The 15,216-nt window shown below is 66.4% G+C and carries 13 protein-coding genes and 1 pseudogene; 5 read left to right on the top strand and 9 right to left on the bottom strand.

Translation table 11 applies throughout. From position 1 onward, the window contains the following. Nucleotides 1-8 precede the first annotated feature (8 nt). From prpB to IM816_RS04075, 3 genes are all read right to left on the bottom strand, one after another. Nucleotides 9-896, bottom strand: a complete 888-nt coding sequence (gene prpB, locus IM816_RS04085) for a methylisocitrate lyase (RefSeq protein ID WP_250339876.1) — start codon at nt 894-896, stop codon at nt 9-11. Between the two features lie 88 nt (nt 897-984). After that, nucleotides 985-2,892 (bottom strand): propionate--CoA ligase, encoded by a 1,908-nt coding sequence (gene prpE / locus IM816_RS04080; protein WP_250339875.1) that lies wholly within the window; start codon nt 2,890-2,892, stop codon nt 985-987. Nucleotides 2,893-3,008: 116 nt separating this feature from the next. Continuing rightward, entirely contained in the window at nt 3,009-4,607 is a 1,599-nt protein-coding gene (locus IM816_RS04075) for an alpha/beta hydrolase (RefSeq protein ID WP_250339874.1), read from the bottom strand. Nucleotides 4,608-4,684: 77 nt separating this feature from the next. Here IM816_RS04075 and IM816_RS04070 point away from each other — a divergent pair, with 77 nt between their 5' ends. The 3 genes from IM816_RS04070 to IM816_RS04060 are packed head-to-tail and all read left to right on the top strand — an operon-like array spanning nt 4,685 to nt 7,250. Next, nucleotides 4,685-5,464 (top strand): phosphatase PAP2 family protein, encoded by a 780-nt coding sequence (locus IM816_RS04070; protein WP_072322805.1) that lies wholly within the window; start codon nt 4,685-4,687, stop codon nt 5,462-5,464. A 41-nt stretch (nt 5,465-5,505) separates the two neighbouring features. Continuing rightward, the gene (locus IM816_RS04065) at nt 5,506-6,453 is read left to right on the top strand and encodes a diacylglycerol/lipid kinase family protein (RefSeq protein WP_250339873.1); all 948 of its coding nucleotides are present in this window, start codon (nt 5,506-5,508) and stop codon (nt 6,451-6,453) included. After that, nucleotides 6,450-7,250 carry a metallophosphoesterase family protein gene (locus IM816_RS04060; RefSeq protein ID WP_250339872.1) on the top strand — a complete coding sequence of 267 codons (801 nt, stop codon included), beginning with the start codon at nt 6,450-6,452 and terminating at the stop codon, nt 7,248-7,250. Before IM816_RS04065 ends, IM816_RS04060 begins: the two co-directional genes overlap by 4 nt. 3 nt (nt 7,251-7,253) lie before the next feature. Here the strand turns inward: IM816_RS04060 and IM816_RS04055 are convergent, their stop codons facing one another. Together IM816_RS04055 and IM816_RS04050 are read right to left on the bottom strand one after the other, a co-directional pair. Further along, on the bottom strand, nt 7,254-8,060 hold the full coding sequence (locus IM816_RS04055) for a glucose 1-dehydrogenase (protein ID WP_250339871.1): 807 nt from the start codon (nt 8,058-8,060) through the stop codon (nt 7,254-7,256). 54 nt (nt 8,061-8,114) lie between these two features. Further along, nucleotides 8,115-9,671 carry a POT-type proton-dependent oligopeptide transporter gene (locus IM816_RS04050; RefSeq protein WP_250339870.1) on the bottom strand — a complete coding sequence of 519 codons (1,557 nt, stop codon included), beginning with the start codon at nt 9,669-9,671 and terminating at the stop codon, nt 8,115-8,117. A gap of 94 nt (nt 9,672-9,765) precedes the next feature. On the opposite strand from IM816_RS04050, the gene IM816_RS04045 reads away from it, so the two are divergent. Next, nucleotides 9,766-10,800 carry an oxidoreductase gene (locus tag IM816_RS04045; RefSeq protein ID WP_250339869.1) on the top strand — a complete coding sequence of 345 codons (1,035 nt, stop codon included), beginning with the start codon at nt 9,766-9,768 and terminating at the stop codon, nt 10,798-10,800. Nucleotides 10,801-10,901: 101 nt separating this feature from the next. On the opposite strand, the gene IM816_RS04040 is transcribed toward IM816_RS04045, so the two are convergent. From IM816_RS04040 to bamJ, 3 genes and pseudogenes are all read right to left on the bottom strand, one after another. Then, the gene (locus IM816_RS04040; protein WP_250339868.1) at nt 10,902-11,774 is read right to left on the bottom strand and encodes a sulfurtransferase; all 873 of its coding nucleotides are present in this window, start codon (nt 11,772-11,774) and stop codon (nt 10,902-10,904) included. Next, a pseudogene (locus tag IM816_RS04035) lies at nt 11,768-12,570 on the bottom strand (CoA pyrophosphatase). Before IM816_RS04035 ends, IM816_RS04040 begins: the two are co-directional and overlap by 7 nt. A gap of 29 nt (nt 12,571-12,599) precedes the next feature. Beyond that, nucleotides 12,600-13,319 (bottom strand): BamJ family beta-barrel-assembly machinery protein, encoded by a 720-nt coding sequence (bamJ, locus tag IM816_RS04030; RefSeq protein WP_250339867.1) that lies wholly within the window; start codon nt 13,317-13,319, stop codon nt 12,600-12,602. A 165-nt stretch (nt 13,320-13,484) separates the two neighbouring features. On the opposite strand from bamJ, the gene IM816_RS04025 reads away from it, so the two are divergent. Then, nucleotides 13,485-14,267, top strand: a complete 783-nt coding sequence (locus IM816_RS04025) for an enoyl-CoA hydratase/isomerase family protein (RefSeq protein WP_072322796.1) — start codon at nt 13,485-13,487, stop codon at nt 14,265-14,267. A 113-nt stretch (nt 14,268-14,380) separates the two neighbouring features. On the opposite strand, the gene IM816_RS04020 is transcribed toward IM816_RS04025, so the two are convergent. After that, nucleotides 14,381-15,214: a DUF1684 domain-containing protein gene (locus IM816_RS04020; protein ID WP_250339866.1), complete on the bottom strand. Its 834-nt coding sequence runs from the start codon at nt 15,212-15,214 to the stop codon at nt 14,381-14,383. Nucleotides 15,215-15,216: the final 2 nt, after the last annotated feature.

The raw sequence follows: 15,216 nt of genomic DNA, 5'->3' as shown, positions 1-15,216 counted from the left end.
GTAACTCCTTAAACCTTCTTGGAGAACAGTTCGTCGAGGTGACGTTCGTAGGCGTGGTAACCAATGCGGTCGTACAGCTCCTCGCGCGTCTGCATCGTATCGATGACGTTGCGCTGGTGGCCGTCGCGGCGGATGGCGGTGTACACGTTCTCGGCGGCCTTGTTCATGGCGCGGAACGCGGAGAGCGGATAAAGCACGATGCCGACGCCGACGCTGCCCAGTTCTTCGGTACTGAACAGCGGCGTCTGGCCGAACTCGGTGATGTTGGCGAGGATCGGCGCCCTCACGGCGTCGACGAAGCGCTTGTAGGTCGGCAGGTCGTACGCGGCCTCGGCAAAGATCGCATCCGCGCCGGCTTCGACGCAGGCGATAGCGCGCTCGATCGCCGCGTCCACGCCGTCCACGGCGATGGCGTCGGTACGCGCAATGAGGAAAAAGTCGGGATCGGTCTTCGCATCGGCGGCGGCCTTGACCCGATCGACCATCTCCCCGGCGCTGACGATCTCCTTGCCGGGCCGATGACCGCAGCGCTTCGCGCCGACCTGGTCCTCGATGTGGCACGCCGCGGCACCAAACTTGATGAGGCTCTTCACCGTGCGCGCGATATTGAACGCGCTGGGGCCGAAGCCCGTGTCGATATCGACCATCAGCGGAACATCGCAGACGTCAGTGATGCGGCGCACGTCGGTCAGCACGTCGTCGAGCGTATTGATGCCCAGATCCGGCAGGCCGAGCGACCCGGCCGCCACACCGCCACCGGAGAGATAGATGGCGCGGAACCCAGCGCGCTTGGCCAGCAAGGCATGGTTGGCGTTGATCGCGCCGATCACCTGCAGCGGCTGTTCGGCGGCGAGCGCCGCACGGAAACGGGCGCCGGCCGAGGGTTGCTGTGCCATGGAAGTCTCCAGGTAAAGACCGGCATTTTAGCGCACCGGACCGCCTGGGCCTTGCTGCGTCGCGGCGGAACCCGCGACGGGCGTGGCGCTACGGCGCCTGCCGGGCCCCACAGTGCGGCCCACGCGCGATCGCCCGGCGGATGTCTTCCAGCGCGTTTGGATCGTCGAGGGTCGAGAGATCGCCCGGATCGGTGCCCTGCATGAGCGCCTGCAATGAGCGGCGCAGCAGTTTGCCGGAGCGGGTCTTGGGCAACGCGGGGACCACGTACACGCAGCCCGGTCGGGCGACGCCGCCCAGCAGTTCCACGACGCGGCGCTCCATGGCCTGCGCCACGTCGCGCGGATCGTCGGTGACGCCCTGCTTCACCGTGGCGAATACCGCGGGCACCTGGCCTTTCAGCTCATCCGTGACGCCCACGACGGCCACCTCGGCCACGGCGCCGAGCGTCGCTACCGACTCCTCGATTTCGCGCGTGCCTAAACGATGACCGGCCACGTTGATGACGTCGTCGGTGCGACCGAGGATGAAGTAATACCCATCGGCATCGCGTACGGCCCAGTCGAGAGAGCTGTACAGCAGCGTCTTGAAGTGGCCGAAATAGCTGCGCCGATAGCGCTCGTCGTCACGCCAGATGGTCGTGAGGCAACCCGGCGGCAGCGGCGGCTCGATCACCAGCACGCCTTTTTCGCCGGGCGCCTTTTCCTCGCCCGTCGCCTCGTCGATCACGCGCATGCGATAGCCGAACGTGGGGAATCCGGGCGAACCGGGTTTCACGGGCTTCAGGTCCAACCCGGGCATCAGCGACAGCGCCGGCCAGCCCGTCTCCGTCTGCCAGTAATTGTCGATCACGGTCTTGCCCGTGCCCTCGCTCAACCATGCATAGGTCGGCTGGTCCAGGGGTTCGCCGGCAAGAAAGATCCACTTCAATGCCGACAGATCGTATTTTTTCAGCCACTCGGCGTCCTGCTTCTTCAGCACGCGGATACCGGTCGGCGACGAGAACATGGTGCGTACGCCGTAGGTCTCGCACAGCCGCCACCAGATGCCCGGATCGGGCCCCGTCGGTAGCCCTTCGTAGAGAATGGCCGTGCAGCCGCCAATGAGCGGGCCATACACGTTGTACGAATGGCCGACGGCCCAACCGACGTCGGAGGTGCAAAGGATGGTCTGCCCCGGTTGCAGGTCGAAGATGGTGGTCATGGACAGCGCCAATGCCACCGCGTAGCCGCCGACGTCGCGTTGCACGCCTTTGGGTCGACCGGTCGTGCCCGAGGTGTAGAGCAGATAGCTCGGTTCGTTCGATTCCAGCCAGATCACCGGGACGTGTGCGTCCGCGTGCTTCGCGCGAAGCGTTGCGTAATCGACGTCGCGTCCCGGCACCGTGTCCATGTCGGGATCGAGCCCGCGTCGCACGATCAGCACACGCGGTGGCGCTGCCTTGGCCTCGCGCAGCGCGGCATCCACCAGCGGTTTGTACGGAATCACCTTGCCGCCACGCATGCCGGCATCGGCGCAGATCAACAGCGCGGGCTCCGCATCGTCGATGCGCAGCGCGAGGTTGTGCGCGGCGAAGCCGCCGAAGACCACGGAATGGATAGCGCCAAGACGCGCGCAGGCAAGCATCGCGAACACGGCTTCCGCAATGTTCGGCATATAGATGACCACACGGTCACCCTTGCCCACGCCAAGCTCCTGCAGCGACGCGGCAAACGTGTTCACCTCGCGATGCAGCTCGCGGTAGGTGATCTCGCGGGTGATCCCGGTTTCGGTCGACACCGCTACGATGGCGAGCTGATCGGGGCGGGCATCGAGGTGACGATCGATGGCGTTATGGCAGAGGTTGGTGGTGCCTCCGACGAACCAGCGGCGAAACGGCGGCTCGCTGTCGTCGAGGATGCGCTGCGGCGGCGTGTCCCAATGGATCAGCCGCGCCTGCTCGCCCCAGAATGCTTCGGGTTCATCGACGGAACGCCGCCACGCGGTTTCGTAGTCCATGCTCAGGCCTTCGGGTGGGACCGTCTGAGAGTACGTGAGGTGCCGCCCGAGTGCCTCTGGACGATGGTCGAAACCACGGGGCCTCCGTCATGAAGAAGGCCCCACGGATAGGTGGTTTATTTGCCCTGCCCCGGCCGTGCCACGCCGTACATCGCCCAGGCGATCTTCTTGAGCAGAGCCTGGCGGTCGTCACCCTCGGTATAGAGATCGAAGTGCGTCTTGCCGGGGAAGAACTGGATGTCGCTCTTGGCGTGCAGACCGTCGAGGGTTTCTTTCAGCAATCGCGCGGAACCATCGAGGTAGAAGGTATCGGCGGTGCCGACGAACAGATGGATCTTGCCGTCGAGGTCGGGTTTCAACGCCGGCCACTGCGTGCGCAGCCGCTGCGCGATGTCGTAGTGCGCACGCCAGTACGCCGCCACGTCGGGATCGACCGCGCCGGTATCCCGGTTGAACATCGGCTGCGGGCGACCATCCTTGCCACGCGGCGAGAACACCCACTCGAACGACGCGAGCTGACCGCCGTAAGGCCCGAGCACGCGTTCGAGCTTGGCGAACGTCTCGAAGGTGGCGATGACCTTGCCCTTGTCGCGGACCAGTGGATTGGCCGAGCCGTCGGGTTTCTTATAGGCGTTCGCGTTCGGCGCGTAGATGTCGATGCCAGTGAAATCGCGGAAGTCGCTCGGATCGGGCGACGTGGACCAGGTACCGCCGAAGATCGTCGGGTAGCGGGTCTGCAACCACAGCGTGGCCCAGCCACCCGAGGAATGCCCGTTGAGGAAACGACCGCTCGGCTTGGCATCCATCCGGTAGCGGCCTTCCAGCCAGGGGATGTACTCGGTGGTCAGTGCCTGGCCCCAGGGCCCGTTGTTCACCGAATCGGCGAATTCGTGCGTGCCCGTCGGGCCGGACTCGTCGAGCAGCACCCAGATCATCGGCGGGATATCTTTCTTCGCCATCGCCGTCCACAGGTACGTCATGGTGGGAGCGAAGCGGTCGAAGCCGCCGCCGAAGCCGTGAGTCAGATACACCGTGGGATAGCGCGTGCTGCCGTTGGCATCGTAGCCGGGCGGCGTGATCACCCAGGCGCGGATCGAGAGCGGACGGCCGGCAAACGCGGTGAGCAACGGACTTTCCAGCACCTCTGCATGGGCATGCTGGCGCGCCTCGGGAAGCGCGTCGCGAAGGACCTGTGGCACGGAGGGCGGGAGCACCCAGGGATCCTTGGCCGGCACGCTCTTGCTGAGCTTGATCGTCGGCACGCTCGCGCCGGGCGACAGCTTCACCGGCGTCACCTCGCTGACGAGGTCGCCCGCGTGACGGCCGCTGTAGTTGTAGTCGTGATTGACGTCGAGCACGGCCTGGAACAGGTAATCGCCCGGCGGCAAGGCGGAGAACCCGGCCGGGAAGGCCTCGCCGTCCGCGTCCAGGTCGACCGACTGGCCGGGCGCGATCCAGCTCACCTCGCGTGCCGCCACGGACACCGCCTTAGGCTGGAACGGATTGGTGTCCACGGCATCGATCTTGCCGTCCTTGGCATCGGCCGCCGGCATCGCGAACAGCAGCAAACGTCCGGACGTGCCCTTGTCGACCGCACCGTCGAGGGTCACACGCACGATGCGGTGCGCCAGCGGCGCGTCGTCCGCATGGGCCGCCGCAGCGCCCACGGCGAGGAAAGCAAACAGCAGGGCCGCGCGGGCCGGCGAGCTTTTCATCGGAAGTCCCCTTATCGAGCCGCGGCGCGCGGCGTGGCAACATGGTCGATCCTGCCACGAGACGAGGAGCGAACGGAATGGACGCGGAGTGGATCAGCCGGCATGCGCTGTCGATCTGGGCGGTGCTGCTGGCGCTGGCACTCGTCGGCACCGACCTCGCCTGGCGACGCGCCGTGCGGCGCCGCGAGGGCCAGGATGCCGCTGCGCGCCGCCTGCTTCGACCGGTGACCGTGATCGCGGTGGTGGTCGCCACCCTGACGATCGCCGCAGCGATCGCAGTTGAGGTACGCGAAGCGGCCGGTCTTACCGTCTTCGATGCCGCGCTCGCGCAGGATCTCCGTTCCAACATGCCGCTCCCGGCGTTGCGGGTGATCGCGCTGCTCACGCATGCCGGCGATCCCCTCGTGGTCGGCGTCGCCACGCTGATCGTTTTCGTGGCTCTTCTTTGGCGGCGCCACGTCCGGCTCGCCGCGATGTGGATCGCGGCGTTGGTAGGTACGGCGCTCATCAATAGCGCATTGAAGGCCTGGTTCCAGCGCGAAAGGCCGCTGCACGATCACGGCTTCATCATCGAACGCAGCTACAGCTTCCCCAGCGGGCACGCCTCGGGATCGATGGTCTTCTACGGCATGCTCGCTTACGTATTGCTGGTGCTGGCACCGCCCCGGTGGCATCGCGCGATCGTGGTCGCAGCGGTCGCCATGATCACGCTGGTGGGCATCAGCCGCATCCTGCTTCAGGTGCATTATTTCAGCGACGTGATGGCCGGCTACGCGACTGGCCTCGCCTGGGTCACGCTCTGTGCCGGCAGCGCGGAGTACGTCCGCCTGCGCGAGGGACGCCGCGCTACGACGTAATTTCATGCGGGCATGACGGCGCGAATGGTTCCTTGTGACGCATGAGCCACGCATCCTCCTTCGCCATCGTCATGAACGCCGGGTCCGGCAAGCAGTCCGCTGAGGAGGCTCGGCAGACGATTGCCGCCGTCCTCGACGCGGCCGGACGCCCCTATCGCTTCTTCCTGATCGACGGCGATCGAGACATCGTGACCGTGGTCCGCGACGCTGCGGCCCACGCCAAGGCGACCGGCGCCGCACTGGTCGCAGCGGGTGGCGACGGCACGATCAACTGCGTCGCGTCCGCGGCCTGGGCGGACGATCTGGTCATGGGGGTGCTGCCGCAGGGCACGTTCAACTTCGTGGGCCGCACGCATGGCATCCCGCTGGACGCGCGGGAAGCGACCGAGGCGCTGGTGCGCGCGACGCCGTGCGACACGCAGATCGGCATGGTCAACGACCGCGTGTTCCTCGTGAACGGTAGCCTGGGCCTTTACCCGCAGGTACTGGAAGATCGCGAGGCGTGGAAGCAGCGCTTCGGTCGGCACCGCATCGTGGCCCTGTGGTCCGGGCTGGCGACCATGATGCGCGGCTATCGCCCGCTGCGTATCGAAGTGAGCGACGGCGAGCGCACTCGCCAAGTTCGCACGCCCACGTTGTTCGTGGGCAACAACGCACTGCAACTGGAAAAGATCGGGCTCGACGAGGCCGAGGCCGTGCATCGCAACGAAGGATGGCTCGCGGGTCTGGTGCTGAAGCCGATCGGCAGACTCACGATGCTCGGACTGATCCTTCGCGGCGCACTGGGCAAGCTGGGTGAAGCCGAGAACGCAGTGAGCTTCGCGTTCCGCGAAATCACCGTACAGCCGAAGCATCACCATCATGCGATCAAGGTGGCGGTGGACGGCGAGATCGTCTGGCTCGAGCCGCCGATCGTGTTTCGCGCCGCCCCGCGCCCGCTTCGTCTGCTCACCGATCGCGTACGTCAACCGGGGGAGGACCCGGGTTGAGCCTGGTCGTCCAGATCTCCGATCCGCATTTCGGGACCGAGCGTGCGGAAGTGGTCGACGCACTGCGCACGTCGATCCGCGCATTGCAGCCCGAACTGGTGATTCTCTCGGGCGACGTGACCCAGCGCGCACGGCGTGCGCAGTTCGCTGCCGCGCGACACTTCGTCGATACGCTCGAACGGCCGTGGCTTGCCATACCGGGCAATCACGACGTGCCGCTGCTCAATCTCGTCGCGCGGGCGTTCGATCCCTTTGGAGGCTATCGTCGAGCCTTCGGCACCGACCTCGAACCGATCTTCACCGCCCCCCGCCTGCTGGTCATCGGCGTCAACACGGTGCGTGCCACCCGGCACAAGAACGGCGAAGTGTCCGACGCGCAGATTGCGCGCGTGTGCGAGCGGCTGCGACAGGCAGACCGCGATCAACTGCGCATCGTGGTGACGCACCAGCCGGTGCATGTGATCCGCGAGAAGGACATCGCCAACCTGCTCATCCACCGCGAGCCAGCGATCGTCGCCTGGGCCGAGGCGGGAGCCGACCTCGTGCTCGGCGGCCATATCCATCTACCCTACGTCCGACCCCTCGACAACGAGACGCGTCGGCTCGCTCGGCCTTTGTGGTCGGTGCAGGCGGGTACCGCCGTGTCGTCGCGCATCCGCGAGGGGATCAGCAATTCCTTCCATGTCATTCGGCACGAATCCGATCGCGGCGTCGCGACGGTCGAACAGTGGGACTATGACGAAGGCCGCTGGCAGTTCGATGCCGGGCAGATGACAACTATCCCGTTGCAGCGATAGAACCTACACATACTGCATCTTGCGGCTCATGCCGCCATCCACGGTGATGTTCTGACCGGTGATGAAGCCGGCTTGCGACGACAGGAGAAAGACCGCGAGCGCGCCGATGTCCGGCGGCACGCCCACTCTTCCCACAGGGTGTTGCGCATGATCGGCCGCACTCAGTTTCGGCGTCTTTCGCGCCGACGGCTTCTTCCAGTCATCCACCGCAATCCAGCCTGGGTTGATCGCGTTGACGCGCACCGGACCGGCACTGATCGCGAGCGCGTGGGTCAAAGCCACGATGCCGCCCTTGCTCGCGGCATACGCTTCCGTGTCGGGCTCGGACTGATGCGCCCGCGACGAGGCGATGTTGACGATCGCGCCATTGCTTTTCTTTAACGACGGCAACGCGTGCTTGCTGCACAGGAAGACACCGCCGAGGTTGGTGTCGAGGCGGCGTTTCCACTCCAACGCATCCAGCGCGTCCAGCGGCCCGGTTTCCGGGTCCGCGATGCCCGCGTTGTTGACCAGACCGTCGATCCGTCCGAAGCGACGTAGCGCCGCCGCCACGAATGCCTTCACGTTCGCTTCCCGCGAGACATCGAGACGCCGGAACATCGCACGATCCGGAACGTTCCATTCCTCCAGACAGGCGTGTCCTGCTTCGACATCCAGATCACCAATCACCACGTTGCCGCCCGCTTCGAGCACCGCCTGCGCGATGCCCTTGCCGATGCCTTGAGCACCACCGGTCACGAGCACGACCTTGCCGGGCCATTCACGGGCCGGCGGCGCGGGAACCGGCGAAGCGCGTTTCGGTGTGGGCATGGGTGTCTCCTTGGCGATGGCAGGCATGCTCCACGCGATCGCGTCGACGCAACGTCATGCCGGGCGGTAGTAGTCGACCTCGCGGTAGCGCCGTGCGTACAGGCCAAAGGCCAGGGCGGCCAGCGCCGCGAGTGTGGCGAAGAAGAACATCTGGAACGCTGCGCTGCCGATGCCGGTGCTGGCGATGCCGGAGAGTACGGCGTCGTTGCGCACGCCCGCGTTCGCCAGCAGCACCCAGAGATTGCCCACCGTGACGCTGAGCGTCCAGAAGCTCATCAACGTGCCTTTCATCGAGGGGGGTGCCTGGCTGTAGGCGAACTCGAGGCCGGTGGCCGAGACGAGCACCTCGCCCATGGTGAGGAACGCGTACGGCACGAGTTGCCAGGCGATGGACACGGCGTCGCCGCCGTCGATCGCCAACTGGATCGCCCCCACGATGACCCACGCCACCGCGGACAGCACGATGCCCGTCGTCATGCGACGCAGCGCCGTCGGTTCGATGCCGGCACGCCTCAGCAGCGGAAAGACGACGAGATTGTTGAACGGGATGAACAGCAGCACGAGGGCGGGATTGACGGCCTGCATCTGCGCAGGGTGCAGCCAGTCCGGTGCGGCCATCGTGTTGGCCTGCAAGACCCAGGTCGACGCCTTTTGATCGAACAGCGACCAGAACGGTGTCACCAGCGCGAAGACCAGCAGCACGCGGAGCACCGCGCCCACGGCATCGATGGCATCGTCGGGATGCCTGCCGCGCGCCCGCTCCAACTGCATGCGCGCACCGACGCCCAGCCCGCCCAGCACGCATACGAAGGCAAGACAGAACGAGGCGACCACGCCGAGCGACGGCACCAGCGCAAACGCAGCCACGGCGAGCACCAAGGCGACGCATGCAACGACGAGGCCCGGCCTGCCCTGCCCCGGTGCCTGCGCGAACAGCGCCGTGCGTACGACTTTGAGGAACCCATGCGGATCGCCCTGCGTCGGCGGCAGCATCACGTAGTGACGGCGGCCGCTCCAGAACACGGCCGTCGCCACGAACATCAGCACGCCGGGAATGCCGAAAGCCACCGCGGCACCGTAGTGGCGCAGGAAATACGGCATCAGCAACGACGCGAAGAACGAGCCGACGTTGATCATCCAGTAGAACGCGTCGAAGACGACTTTCGCGAGCTTGCGGTTGCTCTCGTCGAACTGGTCGCCCACGAAGGCGGACACGCAAGGTTTGATGCCGCCCGCCCCGAGCGCGATCAGCGCCAGCCCCGTGTAGAAGCCGGCCACGCTGTGCTCGAAGATCGCCAGGCACGCGTGCCCCACGCAATAGAGCAGGCTCAGCCAGAGCACCGTGCGGTACTTGCCGATCCAGCGGTCCGCCAGCCAACCGCCGAGCAGAGGAAAGAAATACACGCCGATGACGAACGTATGGAACACGTCCTTTGCCGCGCCGGGCCGTTCGGCCTCGGGCAGGTACATCAGCAGCGACGTAAGCAAAAACGGCGTGAGGATGTTCCGCATGCCATAAAAACTGAATCGCTCGCAGCCCTCGTTGCCGACGATGTACGGAATCTGCCGGGGCAGACGAACGGGTGGCGCGGCCGTATCGGAAGCAGTCATGCGGATGCCGGAGCGGAAGGGAACCGCAGGATCCTAAACGAAACACTCAGCCCGACCGCGTTACCCTCCTCGCATGCCACCACGCGGAACGACCATGCATCCCATCCCCACCGGCCTCATCGGCTATGGCACGGCTGGCGCCGTCTTCCATGCACCGCTCATTGCCGCTGCCGAAGGTCTGCGGCTGGCCGCCATCGGCAGCCGGCGTGTCGCGGAGATCCGGCGCGATTTTCCGGAGGCTCGCGCTTACGAAAATCCTCAAGAACTGCTCGCCGATCCCGCCATCGAACTCGTGGTGATCGCCACGCCCAACGACAGCCACGCCACGCTCGCGCGGGCGGCGCTGGAAGCGGGCAAGCACGTGGTGGTGGACAAGCCGTTCACCCTCGACGCCGCCGAAGCCGATGCACTGATCGCGCTGGCGGCACGCGTGAATCGACAGTTGTCGGTTTTTCACAATCGGCGATGGGACAACGACTTCCTCACCGTGCGCCGTCTTGTCGAGGATGGTCGTCTCGGCGAGGTCGCCTATTACGAAGCGCACTTCGACCGCTTCCGCCCCGAGATCAAGCAAGGCTGGCGGGAAACGGAGACGCCTGGCTCAGGGCTGCTTTACGACCTGGGCGCGCATCTGATCGATCAGGCCCTCGTGTTGTTCGGCCTGCCGCAGGCGATCACCGCGGACGTGACGCGACAGCGCACCTCCGCCAGGACCGACGACTATTTCCACCTCGTGCTCGACTACGGGCGGCGGCGCGCCGTGCTCCACGCCTCGGTGCTGGTGCGCGATCCGGGACCGCGATTCCTGGTGCATGGCGACGGCGGAAGCTTCGTGAAGTACGGCATCGATGGTCAGGAAGCCGCCTTGCGCGAAGGGCACCGCCCCGGCAGCGCGGGCTGGGGCGAGGACACGCCAGCTCTGTTTGGCCGTTTCACCGACGCCGACGGCAGCGTCGCCATGATCGACACGCTGCCGGGTCGCTACACCGCATTCTACGAAGGCGTTGCGGCGGCGTTGCGCGGCGAGGCACCGCTGCCCGTGGAAGCGCGCGAAGCACGTGACGTCATCCGCGTGATCGAGGCCGCGCAGGTCAGCGCGAAGGAACGCCGTACCGTCCCCCTGTCTTAACCCTGTGGGAGCCGCTATAGCGGCGAGAAGCCAACGAAGCGGTTTAGCCGTGAAGCGAGTTGCCCTCGCCGCTATAGCGGCTCCTACAGGACTGCGGGAAGTCAGTTGCCGGTGGCGATGCCACGCGAGGGATCGCTCACCCAGCCGCTCCACGACGGTGCGTAAAGGCGGGAGCCGCACAACCCGGCATATTCCATCGCGAGCAGGTTATGGCACGCCGTGACACCGGAGCCGCACATATGCACGACGTCGGTCGGCTCGTGCGGACCGATGACGTGATGAAAGGCGCGACGCAGATCCTCGGGCGACCGGAAACGGCCGTCCGTATCGAGGTTGTCGGCGAACGGTCGATTGCGCGCACCGGGCACATGGCCGGCGACGGGATCGAGGGGCTCGACCTCGCCACGGAAGCGTGGCGCAGCGCGCGCATCGAGGAGCACCAGGCGCCCACTGGCGACGCCTTCCGCCAGTTCGTCGGCGCTTACCGTACCCGCCGCATCGAAGGTCACGTGCACGGCCGTCGGCTCGCGCACGGGCACGACGTTATCGGTGGGGAACCCTGCCGCTTGCCACGCAGGCCAGCCACCGTCGAGCACGGCGACGTTGTCGATGCCGGCAAGGCGCGCCAGCCACCAGAAGCGTGCCGCCGCAAGCGAGCCACCGGCCGCGTCGTAGACCACCACCTGCAGATCGGGCCGCCATCCGGCCTGTCCCAACCACGCAGAGAACGTGGAGGCCGCCGGCAGCGGATGGCGTCCACGGCCGTTCGACGGCGTGCCCATGTCCGCCAGATCGCGATCCAGGTCGGCGCGCACGGCACCGGGGATATGCGAGAGCGCGTAGTCCTGATCGCCCTTGCCGGGATCGCGGCCGCCGGGCTGGTTGAGATCGAAGCGCGCGTCCACAAAGAGGACGTCGTGCGCAGGAAGGTGCGCGGCCGTAGCCGCATCGATCAGCGTGCGCGAAATCAGCATGTGTGTCCCATCCGCTTGAGCAGGTTGAACAGGATGGCCGCCGTGACGCCCCAGATGCGGTAACCCGCATGGAGGAACTCGACCATGTCGCGGTCATGGCCGCGGAATTCCATCGTGTAGCGCCGCAGGTTCGCGGGCTCGAGGAAAAAGGAGAACGGCACTTCGAAGACCTCGGCCACTTCGCCGGGATCGGGCCGGAGCGGCGCATCCGCCGCCACGCGCGCCACGACCGGCGTCACCGCATAGCCGCTGATCGTCTCGAAGACGTCGAGGAAACCGAGCGGCGTGATCTTGTCCGCCGTGAGTCCGATTTCCTCGTGGCTTTCGCGCAAGGCGGCGGCGACCACATCCACATCGTCGGGTTCGACACGCCCGCCAGGAAACGCCACCTGCCCCGCGTGCTGTTGCAAGGTGTCGGTGCGCAGGGTCAGCAGCACGTTCTGCTCGCGGTCGTCGCGGATACCGATCAGGACGGCAGCGGGACGCCGCGGCCCCTTGCCGATCAGCTCGGCCATGTCGGCGTGGTTCCACCCACGCGGCCCCGGTGGCGCATCGAGCGGGAGCAGCGCACCGCGGAGCCTCGCCAGCATCTCGTCCATCAGGCGCCCTGCCGGCGTGGCAGGATCTCGTCCATGATCCAGAGCTTCTGCGCGTCATCCATCGTCGACCACCGCGCGATCTCGTCGCCGGTGCGCAGGCAGCCCATGCACAGGCCCCGGGCATCAAGCCGGCAGACACCCGTGCAGGGTGAGAGAGGAAGCTGGGAGGAGGAGGCAATAACCATACCGTCGGTCATTCTAGCGCCGACAAAGGTCACGCCGCCGACTACGGGACGATGCCCATCAGCTCGATTTCGAACACGAGCGCCTCATTCGGGCCGATACGCGGCAATTCGCCACGTTCGCCGTAGGCCAGCTGGGGCGGGATGACCACCTTCCAGCGATCGCCGACATGCATGCGCGGGATCACGTCCTGCCAGCCCGGGATGACCCGGTTCACGGTAAAAGTCACCGGCTTGCCATGGGCGTACGAGCTGTCGAATTCCGTGCCGTCGATCAGCGCGCCGCGGTAATTGACCACGACGGTACTGGTGACCTGCGCCTGTGGACCGCTGCCCTTGGCGAGCACGGCATACTGGATGCCCGACGGCAGCGTGACCACCCCGGACCGGGTGCGATTGCGCGCGAGGAAGTCGGCGCTGCGCTTCGCATTCGCCGCCGCGACACGGCGGAACTCCACCGCGGAATCGCGCTGCACCTTTGCGTCGAAGTTGACGAGCTGCTGCTGCATCACGTCGATGGAAACGCCCGGTGGACGCTTCGCGTAGCCGTCCTGCAGCGCCTTCACCAGCACCGCGATATCTACGTCCGGCTGCGCGCTGTTGGCGAACTGCGTACCGATCTGGTAGCCGATCGCATAGGAGAGCTTGGTCTTGTCGATCGCCGGTGCGCCCGACACAGGTGCCGTCGACGCCGACTGCGCGCCCACCGCCGCAAACGGCAGCGACAGGGCAGCGAACATGACCAGGAAACGCAAGGGTGACATCCCGTTCTCCGTGAACCCGGAACCATGGGCGTGCGTGGAGAATACCATCGGCAGGCGCCCCGTCCGTTCGCCATCAGACGCCACGAGCGGGGTAAAGGTTCCCCTGCTGCTACCATCCCGCTCCCTAAGACCTGTTCACCCCATTCCCATCGCTCCGGAGCCGCCATGGCCTTTCGTACGCTCACCACCGCCGATCGTGGCGCCGTCCGCACGATCACCGTCAACCGCCCCGACAAGCTGAACGCACTCAACCGCGAGACCATCGGTGAGCTGACGCTGGCGTTTCGCCAGGCAGCGCAGGACGACGGCGTGCGCGTGGTGGTGCTGTCCGGTGCGGGCGAGAAGGCCTTCGTGGCTGGCGCGGACATCTCGGAAATGACCGCCTGGACGCCGGTGCAGGCGCAGGCGGCCTCGCACGCTGGGCAGACCTTGATGCTTACGGTCGAACGCCTCGGCAAGCCGGTGATTGCGCGCATCCATGGCTACGCGCTGGGTGGTGGCATGGAGCTGGCGATGGCCTGCCATCTGCGTGTGGCGAGCGAGAAAGCACGCTTCGGCCAGCCGGAAATCGGCCTCGGCCTGATTCCTGGCTTCGGCGGCACGCAGCGACTGACCCGTCTCACTGGGCGTGGCGCGGCGCTGGAGCTGTGCCTGCTCGGCCAGCAGATCGACGCCGCACGCGCCGAACGCCTCGGTCTCGTGACGCGCGTGGTCGCCGCGGACGAACTGGACGCCACCGTCGATGCCATGGCCGACCAGCTCGCCGCCGCCGCGCCGCTTGCGCTGAAGGGCATTCTCGACGCGGTGATCGAAGGCGGCGAATGCGCGATCGATCAGGGTCTGGCGTTTGAAACGCAGGGCTTCGCGATCGCCTTCTCCACCGAGGATATGCGCGAAGGCACGTCGGCATTTCTGGAACGGCGCAAGGCGAGCTTCAAGGGCGCCTGAGCGCCCGCCAAGACAGACCCCCGCGCGGAGTCAGAGCCGGCACGCCGTTCCGGTGGGAGCCGGTCTGCCGGCGATGGGTGCTCGCGCTAGCCTTACCCGCTACCGCGGTATCCCTAGTGCCCACCGCGATAGGTCAGCTCACCCGCTTCCACGCGCACGTCGAGCCGGTTCTCCGGCGGCGCGAGCTGGCAGGTGGCATACGGGGTAAAGACGCACGGCGGATTGCGGGCCAGGTTGAAGTCGAGCACGAGCTTGCCGTCGACGGGCAGGCCCGTATCGAGGAAGCGTCCCGCACCGTAGGTTTCCTTGCCGCTGGTCAGATCCCCGAAGATGAAGAACAGCGCGTCGGGCGTCTCGTGATACGGATACAGCTCGTGCGTTTTTCCATCGCGCGTGAAGACCGCCTTCCCGGGAACGCTTTCCTTCTCGATGGTGCCGATGACCGTACCGAGTTCGAGTTCGTAGGGCGGATCGAACGGCACCCAATCGGCGACGACACGCCACGTCGGATCGATCGGAAAATAATTCAGCCCCTTGAAGTCGATGCGCGTCGGCGCGGCCTCGTCGCGCACGCGCAACGCCTTGCGGCCGTCACGCTGGATAACGAAAAGCCGCGCAGAGCCGAACTGCACTTCACTCGGCGCACGTCCGCCCGCGTCGTCGAGCAACGTGGCGCGCGGCACCTCGACGCCGTCCACGCGCGCGTCGGTGCCCGGAGCAAACGCGATCGTCGTCGTGCCGTCATCCTGCAAGGTGACGACGCCGAGATCGGCGGGGCCGGTCGTGAGCACGATGTCGTTGTGACTCGCGCTGCCGATACGGTTCGCCCCATCCTTCAACCATTCGAAGGCGATCAGGCTGAGCCAGCCGCCGGGCGCCGTCAGCAGTGCAAGACGAGCAGCGCGGGCTTCGTCCACCTCGCGCGAGTAAGTGGAAGGGTCGGTCATGA

The organism is Luteibacter flocculans (genome assembly GCF_023612255.1).
GTDB lineage: Bacteria > Pseudomonadota > Gammaproteobacteria > Xanthomonadales > Rhodanobacteraceae > Luteibacter > Luteibacter flocculans.
This window is presented reverse-complemented; position numbering and strand designations above follow the sequence as displayed.

Bases quoted from the DNA above. Each gene is read 5' to 3' on its own strand.
- prpB (WP_250339876.1), bottom strand. From the start codon at position 896: ATGGCACAGCAACCCTCGGCCGGCGCCCGTTTCCGTGCGGCGCTCGCC.
- IM816_RS04065 (WP_250339873.1), top strand. From the start codon at position 5,506: ATGAGCCACGCATCCTCCTTCGCCATCGTCATGAACGCCGGGTCCGGC.
- IM816_RS04055 (WP_250339871.1), bottom strand. From the start codon at position 8,060: ATGCCCACACCGAAACGCGCTTCGCCGGTTCCCGCGCCGCCGGCCCGT.
- IM816_RS04070 (WP_072322805.1), top strand. From the start codon at position 4,685: ATGGACGCGGAGTGGATCAGCCGGCATGCGCTGTCGATCTGGGCGGTG.
- IM816_RS04050 (WP_250339870.1), bottom strand. From the start codon at position 9,671: ATGACTGCTTCCGATACGGCCGCGCCACCCGTTCGTCTGCCCCGGCAG.
- IM816_RS04020 (WP_250339866.1), bottom strand. From the start codon at position 15,214: ATGACCGACCCTTCCACTTACTCGCGCGAGGTGGACGAAGCCCGCGCT.
- prpE (WP_250339875.1), bottom strand. From the start codon at position 2,892: ATGGACTACGAAACCGCGTGGCGGCGTTCCGTCGATGAACCCGAAGCA.
- bamJ (WP_250339867.1), bottom strand. From the start codon at position 13,319: ATGTCACCCTTGCGTTTCCTGGTCATGTTCGCTGCCCTGTCGCTGCCG.
- IM816_RS04075 (WP_250339874.1), bottom strand. From the start codon at position 4,607: ATGAAAAGCTCGCCGGCCCGCGCGGCCCTGCTGTTTGCTTTCCTCGCC.
- IM816_RS04025 (WP_072322796.1), top strand. From the start codon at position 13,485: ATGGCCTTTCGTACGCTCACCACCGCCGATCGTGGCGCCGTCCGCACG.
- IM816_RS04040 (WP_250339868.1), bottom strand. From the start codon at position 11,774: ATGCTGATTTCGCGCACGCTGATCGATGCGGCTACGGCCGCGCACCTT.
- IM816_RS04045 (WP_250339869.1), top strand. From the start codon at position 9,766: ATGCATCCCATCCCCACCGGCCTCATCGGCTATGGCACGGCTGGCGCC.